This is a genomic window from Natronoglycomyces albus, assembly GCF_016925535.1.
GTDB lineage: Bacteria > Actinomycetota > Actinomycetes > Mycobacteriales > Micromonosporaceae > Natronoglycomyces > Natronoglycomyces albus.
The window spans coordinates 3,224,489-3,240,310 of record NZ_CP070496.1; the positions used below are offsets into that span (position 1 = coordinate 3,224,489).

The following is a 15,822-nucleotide window of genomic DNA, read 5'->3' on the forward strand; positions in this document are numbered from 1 at the left end:
TGATGTGGCTAGGTGGAGGTGTCGCGCTGATTGGGCGGGTGTCGGTGCGGTTAGCCGACCGTCCAGCGCGGCCCCTGTGGGGTGTCCTTGACCTGGACTCCGGCTGCTGCGAGTTCGTCGCGGATGCGGTCGGCGGCCTCGAAGTCGCGGCGCGCGCGAGCGGCTTGGCGCTGTTCCAGTGCCAACGCTACCAGCGCATCCACCACTCCAGTTAGCTCTGTGTCCGATTCGGAGGCGGACCACTGCGGCGAGAGCGGGTCGAGGCCGAGGACGTCGAGCATGCTACGGGTGGTCGCGGCGGCGTGGGCGGCCGCGTCCCGGTCGCCATTGCCCGAGGCGATCGCGTCGAGGGCGGTGTTGCCTTCGCGGGCGCGTTCGTGGATGGCGGCGATGGCCATCGGTGTGTTGAGGTCGTCGTCCATCGCGCTTGTGAATTCTTCGGGCAGCTTGCCGCCGTTGACGGCGTCGGCTCCGAGGGTTTCGATGGCGCGCTTGAGGAAGTTCGTCAGGCGTCCGTAGGCGGCTTGGGCCTCGCCGAGGGCTTGCTCGGAGAAGTCGATGGCCGAGCGGTAGTGCGCGCTGACTAGGTAGTAGCGGATGTCGACGGGTCGGAAGCCCTTTTCGCCCAACGATTCGACGCTGAGCACGTTGCCCAGGGACTTCGCCATCTTGGTTCCGGCGAGGTTGAGCATGCCGTTGTGGACCCAGAAGTTGGTGAAGTCGAGCCCGGCTCCTCGCGACTGAGCGAGTTCGTTCTCGTGGTGGGGGAACATGATATCGGTGCCGCCGCCGTGGATGTCGAAGCCGTCGCCGAGGTAGCGGCGGGACATGGCGGAGCATTCGATGTGCCAGCCGGGGCGGCCGCGTCCCCATGGGGAGTTCCAAGCGGCGTCGAGCGGTTCGTTTGGTTTGGCGGCCTTCCACAGGCCGAAGTCGTGGGCGGCGCGCTTGTCGCCCGGTGCGCCGTCGCCGGCCGAGAGCATGTCTTCGGGTTTGCGGTGTGAGAGCGCTCCGTAGGCGGGGAAGGATTCCACGGAGAAGTACACGTCGCCGGAGTCGGTGACGTAGGCGTGCCCGGCATCGATCAGCTCGCTGATGAGGTCGATCATGTCGGGGATGTGCCCGGTGGCGCGTGGCTCATAGGTGGGCGGCTCGACGCCAAGGGCGGCGTAGGCGCGGCTGAGGACGCGCTCGTTCTCGTAGGCGATCGACCACCAGGGGCGGCCCTGTTCTTCGCCGCGCACCATGATCTTGTCGTCCACGTCGGTGACATTGCGGACGTAGGTGACGTGGTAGCCGCTGTGGCGCAGCCACTTGATCAGCACGTCGTAGGAGACGCCGGAGCGTAGGTGACCGATGTGTGGCGGGCCTTGCACGGTGAGCCCACACAGGTAGATGCCGACCTCGCCCTCTTTACGGGAGCGAAATTCGCGGACGGATCGGGTACCGGTGTCATAAAGTCGCAAGCTCACTCCCCCAGGATACAAAGACGGCCTGTTCAGGACACGGCAGGCGCGACGGGAGACCTGGGGTTCGCGCGTCTGGGCTTGCAAGAAGTGCCTACGGCCGGTGCCAGAGTCGACTGTGGTGACGCCCGGGACTACGGCAAACGTTTTAGCTGGGGTTTCACGTGCGGCGAGACGGCGAGAAGTCTCCGGCAAATGTGCAGCGGATGTGCGGCTCCGATGCGCTCACCGCGACGTCGGCATGGCCCGCATGGCTAGTTCCACGATGCCGAGGAGGTCCTCGGTCGTCGCGCCGTCGCGCGCTTGGGTGGACATGCCTTGAATGACCGCGGCGACGTAGGTGCCCAGTGCTTCGGCGTCGACATCGGCGGCGAGTAGGCCCGCGTCGATATCGGCTTGAATCCGGGCGATGAGCCCCTGTCTTGCCGCTTGCCGGATTCCCCGTAGCCGCTGTTCGACGTCGGCCGAGGCGGGCGCGCAGTTCACGGCGGCGGTGATGACGAGACAGCCAGGCGGGTGGCTCGGGTCGGCGTATTCCACGGTTAGGGCGCGCAGGTACGACTCGATCGCCTCATATGCGTTTGCGGCCCTGTCGAATGCCTGGTCGGCCACGTGCTGCCCGTATGTCTGGTAGCGCTCCAGGATGGTCTCGAAGAGCTGGCGTTTGTCGCCGAAGGAGGCGTACAGGCTGGAGGTGCGAATGCCCAATGCTTCGGTGAGCGCCTTGACTGACGTGGCGTCGTATCCGTGCCGCCAGAACAGTTCGGTGGCCTTCTGTAGGACGTGCTCGGAATCGAACGAGCGCGGGCGGCGTTCGATAAGGCACTCGGCGCACTCGGCGGCGCCCCCAGTGAGAACTCCGAAGCCACCGACGAAAACGGCCCCCGCAAGCTGGACATTCTCGTCAACAACGCCGGAGCGACGAGCGGGGGTGCCTTCACAGACACGACACCGACCGCGCTGGAAGAGGTGTTCGCCCTGAACGTGGGCGCGCCCTACTTCATCACCCAGCTGGCGCTGGATCGCCTGCGCTCAGGCGGGCGCGTCATCAACATCTCGTCGGGAGCCTCCCAAGTTCCCTGGACACCCGACCCGTCCTATGCCATGACCAAGGCATCGCTGGACTCACTCACCCGGTCGCTGGCCAGGGAGCTGGCTCCCCGGAACATCACCGTCAACTCGGTCGCCCCCGGAGTCGTCGACCCGGACATCAACGCCGCCTGGCTGCATGCGAGCCCGGAGGCGGAGGCCCAGGCGGCCGCGTGGTCAGTGTTCAACCGGGTTGGCCAGGTTGACGACATCGCCGACGCAGTCGGTTTTATCGCCTCGCCGCAGGGCCGGTGGGTCACCGGCCAGTTCATTGACGCCACCGGAGGATCGATGCTGTTCGGGGCTTAAGCCCGGTCATCGGGAAAAGCGCGGCCCTAGAACCCACGCCGGTTCCAAAGTCGAGAGGTTGCGACAAACCGAACATCTGAAACACAAACAGGGTCGCCGAACGCTGTTCTCATGAACACCGTTCGGCGACCCTGTTCTTCTTCAGCTCATACGAAGCGTTACTTCTTGGCCAGCTCCTGGGCCACCAGCACTGCCGTCTGGTGCGAGTTCTCGGCCGCGCCCTTCATGATGTTGTCGGCGACGACGAAGAAGTCCAGCGAACGCGGGAAGTCCAACGACTGGCGAATCCGGCCAATCTGGGTGCCCTTGGCTCCCACCGAGTCGATGGGCATCGGGAAGACCATGTTCTCCGGGTCGTCCACCACATCCACTCCCGGCGCGTTGCGCAGCACCTCGTGGGCGGCCTCAACCGTGACATCCTTGGCGAACGTGGCGTTCACCGCCTGCGAGTGACCGATGGCCACCGGCACCCGCACGCAGGTGGAAGACACAGCCAGGTCGGGCAGGCCGAGGATCTTGCGCGACTCATTGCGCACTTTCAGTTCCTCGGAGGTCCAGCCGCCGTCCTTCCAGCCTCCGACCTTGGGGACCACGTTCATCACCAGCGGCGCGCCAAAGGGAGCATTGAAGTCCTCCCCCAGCACCTCGCGCACCTCATGCCCGACCGTGCCCAGCCCGGTCAGCCCAGCGACCTTCCCGGCCTGCTCGTACAGGGCCTCCAGCCCTTCCTTGCCCGAGCCCGAGGCGGCCTGGTAGGAGGCCACCCGCATTTCCTTGAGCCCGAACGCCTCGTTCAAGGCGGCCAGAGACGGAATCAACGCCAAGGTAGTGCAGTTGGCGTTGGCGATGATGTTCTTCGGCCGATGCGACACATCCTGCGGGTTCGACTCCGGACACACCAACGGCACATCCGGGTCCATGCGGAAGTGGGCGCTCTTGTCGATGACAACGACGCCCTTCGCGGCGGCCACCGGCACCCATTCGGCGCTGACCTCATCGGGCAGGTCAAAGTGAGCGATGTCGACGCCGTCGAACGCTTCAGCGGACAGGGCCTGCACCACGATCGTCTCGTCGCCGACCTTCAGCTCTTTACCGGCCGAGCGAGGCGAGGCGAGCAGGCTGATCTTGCCCCAGCGGTCGCGGTCTTCAGCCAGCAGGTTTCGCATGATCGAGCCGACCACTCCGGTGGCTCCGACGATGGCTACATTTGGCTTACTCATATGTCCTAACTCTCTTAGTCTCCTGGGCCGCCCGGCCTCCGGTCACTCGCCACAACAGCGCACAGTCGCGGGCCTGGGCGGCCAGATGGCTCAACATCCACACGGATGGAGCCGCTTTTGCATCGGTTCGGCTAGCGGCCGGTTCCGGCGTACACAACGGCCTCTTCATCGCCGCCCAGTTCGAAGGCGTCGTGAACCGCTCGCACAGCCGTGTCCAATTCGGTGTCGCGGCAGACCACCGAGATCCGGATCTCCGAGGTGGAGATGATCTCGATGTTGACGCCCGCCTCGGCCAGCGCCCGGCAGAATGTCGCCGTCACACCGGGGTGGGAACGCATTCCGGCTCCGATGAGGGACACCTTGCCGATGTGCTCGTCATAGATGACCTTCTCGAAACCGACGCGGTCCTTGGCTTTCTTGAGCGCGGCGGTGGCGGTGTGTCCGTCCTTCTTTGGCAAGGAGAAGGAGATGTCGGTGTGTCCGTTTCCGGCGGTGGCGACGTTTTGGACGATCATGTCGATGTCGATCTCGTTGTCGGCGATGATCTGGAAGATCGCCGCGGCCGCACCCGGCTTGTCGGGCACGTTCGTCAGCGTGATCTTGGCTTCACTGCGGTCGTGGGCCACGCCGGAGATGAGTGCTTGCTCCACGGTTAGGTCCTCCATGTACCCGGCAACCATGGTGCCGGTCTTGTTTGAGTACGACGAGCGGACATGCAGGGGCATGTTGTAGCGCCGGGCGTATTCGACCGAACGCAGGTGCAGGATCTTCGCGCCGCAGGCGGCCATTTCCAACGTCTCTTCGAACGTGATGTTCTGAATGTGTTTGGCGTTGGGGACGATGCGCGGGTCGGCGGTGTAGACGCCGTCGACATCGGTGTAGATCTCACACACGTCGGCTTCGAGGGCAGCTGCGAGGGCGACCGCTGTGGTGTCGGAGCCTCCGCGTCCGAGGGTGGTGATGTCCTTGGTGTCTTGGCTGATTCCTTGGAAGCCTTGGACGATGGTGATGTAACCCTCGTCGATGGCGGTGCGGATACGTCCGGGGGTGACGTCGATGATGCGAGCGTCGCCGTGGGCGGACGTGGTGATCACGCCTGCCTGGGAACCGGTGTAGGAGCGGGCCTGGAATCCGAGGTTGTCGATGGCCATGGCCAGTACGGCCATGGAGATGCGCTCGCCCGAGGACACCAGCATGTCGAGTTCTCGGGGGTCGGGCACGGGAGTGATTTCGGCGGCTAGGTCGAGCAGCTCGTCTGTCGTGTCTCCCATTGCTGAGACCACGACGACGACGTCGTTTCCTGCCTTCCGGGTGGCCACAATGCGTTCGGCGACGCGCTTGACGCGCTCCGCGTTCTCCACTGAGGAACCACCGTATTTTTGAACGACGAGCGCCACGGGTTTACCACCTCTTACGTTTTTTCGGTGCTGTCGTGCCAGTGCGCGTGAGCGCGCGGCCCCCTAAGAGTAACGATCAACTTCGGCGAGTCTGGCAGGTGGAGGCGTCTTTGAGACGCACAATATGCCGATGCACCTGCGAATTTGGATTCCCGTCGCTATTTTGGCGACTCTCGCGGCCTGTGGGACATCTCACCCTACCCCGGCTGAGGAGCGTTCTCCGCGCCCAGTTAGCGCCGCTCAGGCGTTGACTGGCTTCGCGGCCTCGGCGATGGACGCTTCATTCACGGCGACCTATGAGTGGTCAGAGGGGGGCGAGGTGACAGTGTGGCGCGCCATGGACCGGACCTGGCGGGTCGACGTTCAGGGGTGGGCGCATGGGGGCGAGGTTGACGTGACGGTGGCGTGGACCGCCGAGGGGTTTTTCCAGTGTGCGCAGGATGAGTGTGTGCGCCTGGCGGGTATCACTGGAGAGATTCCGCGCCGATTCGATCCGCTGGTACAACGCCCGTTTACCGAGTGGCTGCCGGTCTTGCTCGACCGGCAGACGCCTTTTGCGGTCTCCTACACCGATGACGAGGTGGAGGCCGCGCAGGAGGCGCAGTGTTTCCGGCTCACCCCGAACACGGTGGTGGTGGAACCGCCGATTCCTCCGGGTCGCTGGTGCCTGTCGCCCTCCGGTGAGGTGGCGTCGGTGTCGAATGCCCAGGTGGGAACGTTGACGTTGGCCGAGGAGCCGCGCGCTGCGGTGGGGTCGGTGCGTTTGCCCGGAGAGATTGTCGAGGGTGAGGCGCTGGGCCGTTCGGCTCCAGAGCCAGAGGCCGACGAGGAGGAGGAAGAAGACGACGAAAGTGGCGAACGGGACAGTAGCGGCGCGGAAAATGAGTAAGGTACCACTACCTGTGCGTTCTCATGACGACGAGCGGCGTGTTTCATGGCATCCTGGATTGATGAGTTCCATCGACAGACACGCCTCCACAGCGGTGCCCATTCACCCGTTGTTGGCTTCTCGACACTCCACGCGCGCCTTCCAGCGCGACGTGAGCCTCACCGAACAGCAAACCACCGCGTTGCTGGAGGCGGCCCGCTGGTCGCCTTCCTGCTCGAACACGCAGCCGTGGCGGTTCCTCCTGGCTCATCGCGACACCCCGGACTTTAAGCGCGTCTTGGATTGCCTCGACCCGGGTAACGCGGCGTGGGCGCAACATGCCTCGGCGCTGATGATCGCGGTGCGCGCCAAGACCAACGCCAAGGGCGACATGCCGTGGGGGGCCTATGACCTGGGCCAGTCGGTCGCGCACCTGACGTTCCAGGCCGCAGCCGAAGGCCTGACCCTGCGACAGATGGCGGGTTTCGACCCTGAGGCGGTGTCCTCGGAGTTCCAGCTGGACGACAATCTGGCTCCGACGGCTGCGATCGCCATCGGGGTGCCCGGCGACCCGAACCAGTTGGACGAGGCCGTGCGCGGCCCGGACTTCTCGCCCCGCGAGCGCTTGGCGATCGAGGACATCATCCTGAACTAACGTCCACGTCGGATACCATTTCTGACTCGAAATCATGTGTTCGTCCCATGCTATGAATCCATTCATACATGGGACGAATTGTTTAAGAGAATAGCTCGTTTTATCTCACATCGTGAAAAGCGGCGAGGCCCCTTTTCATTCCCCATAACACGCTGTATTGTCTTTTCCAGTATGCGATTCTTCAGCATTATGCTTCCCTGCCGCTGCGGGGCCAATTAGTCGGCTCCCCGCTGCGGGGTTTCGTGTTGCGCCGGCTGAAGTAGAAATCCACCGGCGAATGACATGAGGAGCAGCATGGCTGTCAACGAACACGCCGCCCCAGTTGGAAGCACTTCGCAATCCGCGACATCATCTCAATCCAACTCCGGTTCCACCTGTGAGAACCCATCTGATTTCGCGCGCAAAGCGCGCCGCTACCAGCCTTACCATCAGCAGTTTCGCGTAAATCTGCCTGACCGGCAGTGGCCTGATCGCTATATCGAGACCGCTCCGGCATGGTGCGCGGTCGACCTGCGCGACGGCAATCAGGCGCTCATCGACCCCATGACCACCGAGCGCAAGAAGCGAATGTTTCAACTGCTGGTCGACATGGGGTACAAGGAAATTGAGGTCGGTTTTCCCGCCGCAAGTCAAACCGATTACGACTTCGTACGCTCCCTGATCGAAGAAGACCTCATCCCCGATGACGTCTCCATTCAGGTACTCGTGCAGTGCCGCGAACACTTGATTGAGAGAACATTCCAGTCTCTACGTGGAGCCAAACAGGCCATCGTTCACTTCTACAATTCGACCTCCACTTTGCAGCGTGAGGTCGTCTTTGGACTGGACAAGGACGGCATCACCGACATCGCCACGCAAGGGGCCCGGTTGTGCCTGAAATACGCCGCTGACCTCACACCCGAGACCGCGATCCGCTACGAGTACTCCCCCGAGTCGTACTCGGGCACCGAGCTGGAATACGCGCTCGAAGTGTGCTCGGCGGTAGCCGAGGTCATCAAACCCACACCCGAATGGCCGCTGATCATCAATCTACCGGCCACCGTCGAAATGGCCGGACCGAATGTTTACGCCGACTCCATCGAATGGATGCACCGGCACCTGCCCAACCGCGAATCGCTCGTGCTGAGTGTGCACCCGCACAACGACCGCGGGTGCGCCGTGGCCGCCACTGAACTCGCCGTGCAAGCGGGAGCCGACCGAGTCGAAGGCTGCCTGTTCGGCAACGGGGAACGCACCGGTAATGTCTGCCTGGTCACGCTGGGACTGAACCTCTTTAGCCAGGGCATCGATCCAGGCATCGACTTCTCCGACATCGACGAGATCAAACGCACCGTCGAACACTGCAACCAACTGCCAGTACACGAGCGGCACCCCTACGCGGGAGACCTGGTGTACACGGCGTTCTCCGGATCGCACCAGGATGCGATCAAGAAGGGCCTGGAGCACCTGGAACGCAAGGCCGCCGACGCGGGCCAGCCCGTGGACGACACAACGTGGGCCGTGCCGTATCTGCCGGTGGACCCACGCGACCTGGGCCGCTCCTACGAGGCGGTCATCCGCGTGAACTCTCAATCCGGAAAGGGTGGCGTGGCATATGTCTTGAAGACCGAATACGGCTTCGACTTGCCACGCCGAATGCAGCTGGAATTCAGCCACGTCATTCAACAACACACCGATGCTGTGGGCACAGAGGTTTCGGCCGAAGCGATTCACGACATCTTCCGCACCGAGTATCACCCCGATTACCAGCGTCAACAGCGTCTCGTGATCGGAGCCCAGTCAGCTTCATCCAACCGGGACGGCACAGTCGTGGTCGACGTGGACGTGACCGTGAACGGCAAGGAGCAAAAAATTAGCGGCTCCGGCAATGGGCCACTCTCGGCTTTCGTCGACGCCTTGACCGGCATCGGCATCAATATCGACGTACGCGACTACACCGAGCACGCCCTGTCGGCCGGGCACACCGCCCAGGCCGCGGCCTACGTGGAATGCGCCATTGACGGCCAGACCGTCTGGGGCGCAGGGGTACACCCCGACATCGTGCGAGCCACGATGCGAGCGGTGGCCAGCGCCCTCAACCGGGCCTGACAACCCGACAGCGTCTAAGAGGGGGAGGCATCATTCGATGCCTCCCCCTCTTCATGTCTAGGATCAATGATGCGCTAGGCCGCTGAAGTCCTGATGAGGGCTCGGAGGTCACTCCCGGTCATGGTCAGCAGCGGTGATCCGTCAGCAAGCTTCGAGTCGCGCACCTGGAAAACGCCGTCGTTGATCCGGGCTTCAACACACTGACCTTGATTGCCGCTGCGGCTGGCAATTGATCCCTGAGTTGTCATCACAGATATTCCAGCAAGGGCACTGCCCGGTCCTTAACGTTCTCAAATGCCCACTCATAGCGATACACCGCTTCAGCGCCTTCGACATAGCGGCAGCCGTCCAGAGCATCAATACTGACAATCGGCGGAAGTCCATCTGGCAGAGTGAACAGACAGAAGCCACCGGCCATTGCCGCGTGCTTTCTACTGATCACATAGATGTCGACGTTGGGCCTCGCCTGGGCACTCTTTAGGCTTGCGATCTGCTCGTCACGCTCCGGTGGGTCTAGGTCATCGAGCAACTCAATCGCCTTCGACCCTAGTATGAACTCGGTCTTCGGGGCTTCAGACCTGGCAAAGTAAGTCTCTCGGCGTAGCCGACGAAGATCCCGGACAAGCTTTCGGACCTCCTCCGGAGCTGGCAATTCCGCTTCCTGCAAGGCACGGACATAGGCGGGCGTTTGCAGCAGTCCTGGGATCAGCTCAATCTCCAGCGAACGCAGGTGTACTGTGTCCTGTTCTGCCTCTAGGAAGACTTGCAGGCTAGGCACGCTGACCTCTTGGCCGCCTGAGATGAGGTAGCCCTCCCACCAACCGCGTTCGTTGCCCCGAATTCGTAGAGAGTGCAATTGAGCGCGCACCTCGTCAGTTACTGCGAAGTGGGCACAGAGGCCATCGAGCTGCAAAAACTTCGTACCTTGTTGGCCCTTCTCAATACGCTCAATCGCCTTGTACTTGTACCCAATAGCTTCGGCAACCTGGGCGCACGTTTCACCACGGTCAATGCGAAGTTTTCGAAGCTTCGCGCCCAATGCACGCCTTGCCAGAGAGGGTCGTGGAAGCGCAGACATGCGGAAAGTATGCCATACCACCACTCCTAGTCGTTTTCACTCCGGTCGTTCCGACTGTAGTCAGAACGACTGTAGCGTTTCGGCTTCACTTTTGCGCGGCAGTACACCTATCGTCGGGTTACGTCCGAGTTCGTGCGACGGACGGGCCCTCGTGCCTGTGCTGGACGGCATGGGCTCACGTCTAGGCAACTGGCCGACTGGTTTCCTCCACAGAAACGCAGGCTGGCAATGACTTGTGACGTGCCGGGCGCGAATGCTGGCTTTGCGTCAGGCTCTCGATGGCCGCATGGCGCTGACCGGTAGCAACTCTCAAAAGGGTGGGGCAGCTACCGCGATGCGGCTGTCCAGTTGGGAACCAGCCAGCAAAAAGAGGTAGCCGGTCCGTCGACTCGCAATTGCCGGGACCGGCTACCTCTCCACAAACCACCAGAACGCTTGGAGCAATTCCCATGGCAGGACTCACTCTACGGGCTCAACCACCTCAAGAGCAGCAACCAATCAAGGTCAGCGCAAAGGGCTACTTTAGCGAATACACCGTCATTGACCGGCCCGTGCGATTCACCACTAACCCATCCGAATCCACTGTGCGCGTGACGATCACGACCGCCGACGAGTTCACTGTGACGATCGGGACGCTAACTAGAGCTGGCACGTCTCGCCCTCTCATGCGGATCGTTCCCGAGTTCAGCATTGAATACGGCTCCGAGGCGACCCGCAAGTTCCTGCGGTCGTTCGCCATCAACTTGTGGAGCCAGGTTCAAGAACTGGGGAAGGTGGGTCAGCCATCATGACGTACCGGCCGCTCGCCACCAGCCTTCAGAAACACGAAAGCGACCTCATCGGTCACCTCACAGACTGCCTCCGTTGCCGCAGCAGTTGGTCCATCCGCTGGTGCGGCATAGGGCGGATGCTCTCTCAACAAGTGAAAAAGGCACGAGCAGACATCATCCGACAGGCCTGAGATGCTTCTGGCATGCGAAGGGGCCAGCTGGCGCTGTGGCTACAAGATGGCCGCGCACGGCGTGCGGCGGCCCCAGCGGGCCCGCCCCAGGGTGACCTCGTCGGCGTACTCCAAGTGGCTACCCACCGGCGGGCCGCTGGCCAGGCGCGATGCCGTCAGTCCCGTCAGCCGCACCATCATCGACTAGCTTGCGCCACAGGCACGCACGGGGCCATTACCTTAGAGCTCCTATCAGGTTTCTCTTCCTACTGCGGTGGCGTGCTGTCGCGCCTGGCCGCGTTGTCGGCCCTTGCCCATACCCGCTGGGTATGAACAACAACCTCCGCCTCCCCACGCACTGACAGCACACCATCCTCGCCACGGAAACAAACCTGATAGGAGCTCTTAAGACATATGACGGGGAAGGTATCGACAGATACCTCCGTCCTCTGGTACACAGTGGATATCCTAGGCAATCGCCCCACCTCCCAGGAAGTTCCATCATGGTCAACCTAGTTGATACCGACCTCGCTGTTCTGCAACAGGCCTCCCACCGAACCCTCGCCGCCCACCAGACATTGCGCCGGGACACATCCAGCATCGACGCCATGTTGGCCTCTCTCGAAGACGCCTTCGAGGGGGACGCGGCCAACGAGTTGAAACATTGTCGCCAAGTACTGGCGCAAGAAATGAGCACGGTCAGCGAACGACTCAACCTGATCGGGAAGGCCCTACAAACTACGCGGGACGAATACGCCGCCACCGACGCGGCCAACGCGAACAACATCAACGGCCAACCGTCTTTGCTGGACTCCCTCCGAGGAGCAACCGTGAGCGTTAGTGGCGTTTCCGACGGCATCGGCGCCAACGCCACCAACGAGGCAGCAGTACCGGCCTGGAACGACGAGCGGCAGACCGGCAGCAGCGGTGAAGTGCCCGGAGTGTCAGGCGATACGCCGCAGCATCTCATCGACCACCCGGCGGTGCACGAAGGAGAGCGCCTCGCCAACGGTTTCGGAAGCGTTGTGGCCGAGCCGGTCCCCGACGGTCGGCGTTACCGGGCCGAGTGGGCAGCACTTAATCCCATCGCCGCCGCCAAGATGTTTATATCCATCGAGCCCGCCGTGCAAGAGGTCGCCGCAGAGTGGGTCGGCGAAAACGGGCAAGGCTGGCAGCTGGAGGACGGAACCGCGCATCCGGACCACACGGGGAAGTCGAACGCGTTCCGACACGCCTTGCTCTACGCCGCGATGACGGCGGACGGGATCGACGAGTCGACATCGATCGAGCTCGGCGTCGCCCACGAAATGGACGGCGACACTCCAGGCGAGGAGTGGGGCACCCACGACTCCTACTCTGACCTGGTTAACAACAAGGCCGGTGCCGCCATCGGTTTGGAACACCAGGGAAAGAGCGTCGAGGAGCTAGCGCCGATCATCGCCGAGATCGTCGAAAACGACGGCCACAACCCGTATGGAACGGACCTGGATCTCACCAGCCCGCGCGGCTGACCACAGGTCCGGAGTCAGCGTGGTTAATCCATGGTGCGGCGGCCAGAGAAGGCACGTCCGAGGGTGACCTCATCGGCGTACTCCAGGTCGCCGCCCACCGGTAGTCCGCTAGCCAGACGCGACACCGTCAGACCCATTGGCCGCAGCATCATCGACAAGTAGGTGGCCGTGGCCTCGCCCTCGGTATTGGGGTCGGTGGCGAGGATGATCTCTTTCGTCTCGCCCTTTTGCAACCGGGTCATCAGCTGCCGTATCCGCAGGTCATCCGGCCCGACACCTTCAAGTGGGTTAATGGCTCCACCAAGCACGTGGTAGCGGCCTCTGTATTCGCCCGTGCGCTCGATGGCGAGGACATCCTTGGGTTCCTCAACCACACATATTTGTTCTTCGGACCGACGCGGGTCCTGGCAGAGCCGACAGGTGTCCGTCTGGGCCACGTTGCCGCAGTTATCGCAAAAACGTACCTGCTCTTGGACGCTACGAAGCGCCTCAATCAGTCTCTCCACCTCGGGCTTGTCGGCCGCGAGCAAATGAAAGGCGAGCCGCTGGGCACTTTTCGGCCCGATGCCAGGCAGTTGCCCCAGCTCTTCGATGAGATCGCCCAGCGCCCCGTCATACATGTCTGTTCCTCACTACATTCCCGGCAGGCCCATGCCGCCGCCCATGCCGCCCAACGCCTCCGAAATGGGGCCAAGTTTCTCCTCGGCCACCTTCTTCGCCTCGTTGTTCGCCGCCTGCACGGCCGCTAGGACCAAGTCTTCGAGGGCCTCGACATCGTCGGGGTCCACTGCCTTCGGATCGATCTTGACGCCGAGAAGCTCGCCCGCACCCGAGACGGTGGCACTGACCAGGCCGCCCCCGGCCGAAGCCGTCACCTCTGACTCGTTTAGCTCCTGCTGAGCCTGCACATAGTCCTCTTGCATCTTCTGGGCTTGCTTAAGCAGGCTCTGCATGTCGCCGCCTGGAAACATTTCTCGCTCCTCGATCACTTTTGCACTTAGTACCAATGGAATCACGAAGCAGCTTCGGATGTGTTCGCGCACGAGTGGCGCCGACGTCCGAAGCGCCGAGGGGCCAGCCTACATCGGTCGCGCCCCGAAGGCGTTTCGCAACATCTGCACCGCCTGGTCATGACTCGTGCCTACTTTTCCTGGCAGATAGGCGTCCGCAGGGGAAGGCTCGTCCTCCGGCGGCGGCACGTCACCTCCCGAGGGTGAACCCTGCGCTTGCGGGGCCCCGGGTGGGGCGGCTGACGTGCCCTCCCAAGGGTCATAGTCGGCCTCGGCCGGGGGCGGGGAGGTGTGAGTGGGCGCGGCGGGCGGGCCGGTCGGCTGAGCGGGGGCAGGCGGGGCCGGGTTGGAGGTGGGGGCGGGCCGCTTGCGAGCAGCCGCCGCTTCAGCGACATCGCATTCGATTTTCCAGTTGCCGCCCAATACCTCGGCCAGCGCGTCCTCGACGACCTTCATCGCGCCTTTTTGCTGGATCGCGGTCGCGTGGAAGGCGTGTTTGAATGCCAGGGTGACCCGGCCGGGGGCCGCGTCAATCACAGTGCCCTCGACCAAGAGGGCCGCAACCGACCGTTTGCGCCCTTTGACCGCTTGCATGATGCGGTCCCATGAACGGCGGATGCCAGCCGCGTCCATCCCTTCCGATTGCCCCGACACCGCCGGCGCTGGGGCGGAGGCAGCGGCCGGGCTAGGGGCGGCGCTAGCTGGACTTTCTGACGGACTGGACGGGGCCGTGGCCACTGGCGGGGTCGCAGCAGGCGGCACCGATGCGGCCGCAGGCTGGGCCTTGGGTTGCTCCGTCGCTGCGGCGGGCGCGCTGGTCGGCTTTACCGCAGGCGTCGGGGTGGGCGCGGGTGATGAGGCTGCGGGCGAAGCAAAGCTGACGGCTCCGCTTTCCAGCCGGTCCAGCCGCTGCAACAGCCCGGGCAGGCTTTCTTCGCTGCCGGGCAGGATCGCCCGCACGCACGCCACCTCGAGCAGTAGTCGTGGCGCGGTGGCACCGCGCATCTTATCCAATCCGGTGCCAATGACCTCGGCCATGCGGGTCAGGGTGGAGGTGCCCATACGGGTGGCTTGGCTGGTCATCTTCGAAAGTTGTTCGGCCGGGACATCGATGAGCCCGGAGGTTCCCGCGTCGGGAACCTGGTTGAGGATCACCAAGTCGCGCAGACGTTCCAGCAGGTCGGCGGTGAAACGGCGCGGGTCATGGCCAGCCTCGATCACGCGATCGATCGTGGTGAGTACCCCTGCGCCATCGGCGGCGGCGAAGGACTCACACATTTCGTCAAGCAGGTTCGCGTCGGTCACGCCAAGGAGGCCCACCGCTTGCTCGTAGGTCACTCCCTCGTCGCCGGAACCGGCAATGAGCTGGTCGAGCACCGACAATGTGTCACGGATGGAACCGTCTCCCGCCCGGACCACCAGCGGGAATACTTCAGCGGCGACGGTGACGCCCTCTTTGTCGCACAACTTTTCGCACAGTTGGCGCATCGGCTGCGGAGGCACGAGCCGGAACGGGTAGTGGTGGGTGCGCGAGCGGATCGTGGGCAGGACTTTTTCGGGCTCGGTGGTGGCGAAGATGAACTTCACATACTCCGGCGGTTCTTCGACCAGCTTGAGCAAAGCGTTGAAACCCGCCGAGGAGACCATGTGGGCCTCGTCGATGATATAGATCTTGAAACGTGACTCCACTGGCGCGAAAACAGCCCGTTCGCGCAGTTCACGGGCGTCGTCAACCCCACCGTGGGAGGCGGCGTCGATCTCAATGACGTCGACCGAGCCGTGGCCGGTGGCCGAGAGGGCCTCACACGGGCCGCACTCGCCGCACGGCTCGGGCGTCGGCCCCTGGGCACAGTTAAGCGAGCGAGCCAGGATGCGGGCCGAGGATGTCTTACCGCAACCACGCGGACCGGAAAATAGGTATGCGTGGTTGAGGCGCTCGTTGCGAATCGCCTGGATCAACGGTGCGGTGACGTGTTCTTGGCCCACGACGTCGGCGAACGTCTGCGGCCGGTACTTACGATAGAGAGCTAGCGCCAAGGCTCCTGCCTTTCCCACTATCGACGAAATTTATGGCCCACCAGCTACGATACGGGCCGAGAGTGACAGCGGTGCGTCAACCCTGGCGCGGGTGAGACGCGACTTCTTTACGCATATTGGCGACCTGGCGTGCAGATGATTCCATTTCGACGGC

The 15,822-nt window shown here is 63.2% G+C and carries 15 protein-coding genes and 1 pseudogene; 6 read left to right on the forward strand and 10 right to left on the reverse strand.

The window, feature by feature from the left end; all coding sequences use genetic code 11:
* Positions 1 to 50: 50 nt before the first annotated feature.
* Complete coding sequence (cysS, locus tag JQS30_RS13810) at positions 51 to 1,472, reverse strand: cysteine--tRNA ligase (RefSeq protein WP_213170826.1); 1,422 nt, start codon at positions 1,470 to 1,472, stop codon at positions 51 to 53.
* Between the two features lie 219 nt (positions 1,473 to 1,691).
* On the reverse strand, positions 1,692 to 2,285 hold the full coding sequence (locus JQS30_RS13815; protein WP_213173091.1) for a TetR/AcrR family transcriptional regulator: 594 nt from the start codon (positions 2,283 to 2,285) through the stop codon (positions 1,692 to 1,694).
* Here JQS30_RS13815 and JQS30_RS13820 point away from each other — a divergent pair.
* Positions 2,250 to 2,864, forward strand: a complete 615-nt coding sequence (locus tag JQS30_RS13820; RefSeq protein ID WP_213170827.1) for an SDR family NAD(P)-dependent oxidoreductase — start codon at positions 2,250 to 2,252, stop codon at positions 2,862 to 2,864. The two genes, JQS30_RS13815 and JQS30_RS13820, sit on opposite strands and share 36 nt — an antisense overlap.
* A 158-nt stretch (positions 2,865 to 3,022) precedes the next feature.
* Here JQS30_RS13820 and JQS30_RS13825 read toward each other — a convergent pair whose 3' ends face one another.
* Positions 3,023 to 4,084 (reverse strand): aspartate-semialdehyde dehydrogenase, encoded by a 1,062-nt coding sequence (locus tag JQS30_RS13825; RefSeq protein WP_213170828.1) that lies wholly within the window; start codon positions 4,082 to 4,084, stop codon positions 3,023 to 3,025.
* Between the two features lie 131 nt (positions 4,085 to 4,215).
* Positions 4,216 to 5,481, reverse strand: coding sequence for an aspartate kinase (locus tag JQS30_RS13830; protein ID WP_213170829.1), 1,266 nt, complete (start codon positions 5,479 to 5,481; stop codon positions 4,216 to 4,218).
* A gap of 130 nt (positions 5,482 to 5,611) precedes the next feature.
* On the opposite strand from JQS30_RS13830, the gene JQS30_RS13835 reads away from it, so the two are divergent.
* The 3 genes from JQS30_RS13835 to leuA all read left to right on the forward strand — a co-directional run bounded on the left by JQS30_RS13835 (position 5,612) and on the right by leuA (position 9,092).
* Complete coding sequence (locus tag JQS30_RS13835) at positions 5,612 to 6,370, forward strand: hypothetical protein (RefSeq protein WP_213170830.1); 759 nt, start codon at positions 5,612 to 5,614, stop codon at positions 6,368 to 6,370.
* Between the two features lie 61 nt (positions 6,371 to 6,431).
* Positions 6,432 to 7,004 (forward strand): nitroreductase family protein, encoded by a 573-nt coding sequence (locus JQS30_RS13840; RefSeq protein WP_213170831.1) that lies wholly within the window; start codon positions 6,432 to 6,434, stop codon positions 7,002 to 7,004.
* A 294-nt stretch (positions 7,005 to 7,298) separates the two neighbouring features.
* Complete coding sequence (gene leuA / locus JQS30_RS13845) at positions 7,299 to 9,092, forward strand: 2-isopropylmalate synthase (RefSeq protein ID WP_213170832.1); 1,794 nt, start codon at positions 7,299 to 7,301, stop codon at positions 9,090 to 9,092.
* Positions 9,093 to 9,166: 74 nt separating this feature from the next.
* Here leuA and JQS30_RS13850 read toward each other — a convergent pair whose 3' ends face one another.
* Together JQS30_RS13850 and JQS30_RS13855 are read right to left on the reverse strand one after the other, a co-directional pair.
* Positions 9,167 to 9,340, reverse strand: a complete 174-nt coding sequence (locus JQS30_RS13850) for a DUF397 domain-containing protein (protein WP_213170833.1) — start codon at positions 9,338 to 9,340, stop codon at positions 9,167 to 9,169.
* Positions 9,340 to 10,170 (reverse strand): Scr1 family TA system antitoxin-like transcriptional regulator, encoded by an 831-nt coding sequence (locus JQS30_RS13855; protein WP_213170834.1) that lies wholly within the window; start codon positions 10,168 to 10,170, stop codon positions 9,340 to 9,342. The genes JQS30_RS13850 and JQS30_RS13855 overlap by 1 nt, the downstream gene beginning before the upstream one ends.
* Positions 10,171 to 10,619: 449 nt before the next feature.
* Here JQS30_RS13855 and JQS30_RS13860 point away from each other — a divergent pair, with 449 nt between their 5' ends.
* Positions 10,620 to 10,961 carry a hypothetical protein gene (locus JQS30_RS13860; RefSeq protein ID WP_213170835.1) on the forward strand — a complete coding sequence of 114 codons (342 nt, stop codon included), beginning with the start codon at positions 10,620 to 10,622 and terminating at the stop codon, positions 10,959 to 10,961.
* Between the two features lie 209 nt (positions 10,962 to 11,170).
* On the opposite strand, the pseudogene JQS30_RS13865 reads toward JQS30_RS13860, so the two are convergent.
* Positions 11,171 to 11,287 (reverse strand): annotated as a pseudogene (locus JQS30_RS13865) (hypothetical protein); the annotation flags it as partial.
* A gap of 326 nt (positions 11,288 to 11,613) precedes the next feature.
* On the opposite strand from JQS30_RS13865, the gene JQS30_RS13870 reads away from it, so the two are divergent.
* A complete protein-coding gene (locus JQS30_RS13870) occupies positions 11,614 to 12,621 on the forward strand; it encodes a WXG100 family type VII secretion target (protein WP_213170837.1) in 1,008 nt (335 codons plus the stop codon).
* 23 nt (positions 12,622 to 12,644) lie between these two features.
* Here the strand turns inward: JQS30_RS13870 and recR are convergent, their stop codons facing one another.
* The 3 genes from recR to JQS30_RS13885 all read right to left on the reverse strand — a co-directional run bounded on the left by recR (position 12,645) and on the right by JQS30_RS13885 (position 15,668).
* Complete coding sequence (gene recR / locus JQS30_RS13875; protein ID WP_213170838.1) at positions 12,645 to 13,241, reverse strand: recombination mediator RecR; 597 nt, start codon at positions 13,239 to 13,241, stop codon at positions 12,645 to 12,647.
* 12 nt (positions 13,242 to 13,253) lie between these two features.
* Complete coding sequence (locus tag JQS30_RS13880) at positions 13,254 to 13,592, reverse strand: YbaB/EbfC family nucleoid-associated protein (RefSeq protein ID WP_213170839.1); 339 nt, start codon at positions 13,590 to 13,592, stop codon at positions 13,254 to 13,256.
* A 108-nt stretch (positions 13,593 to 13,700) separates the two neighbouring features.
* Complete coding sequence (locus tag JQS30_RS13885) at positions 13,701 to 15,668, reverse strand: DNA polymerase III subunit gamma and tau (RefSeq protein ID WP_213173092.1); 1,968 nt, start codon at positions 15,666 to 15,668, stop codon at positions 13,701 to 13,703.
* Positions 15,669 to 15,822: the final 154 nt, after the last annotated feature.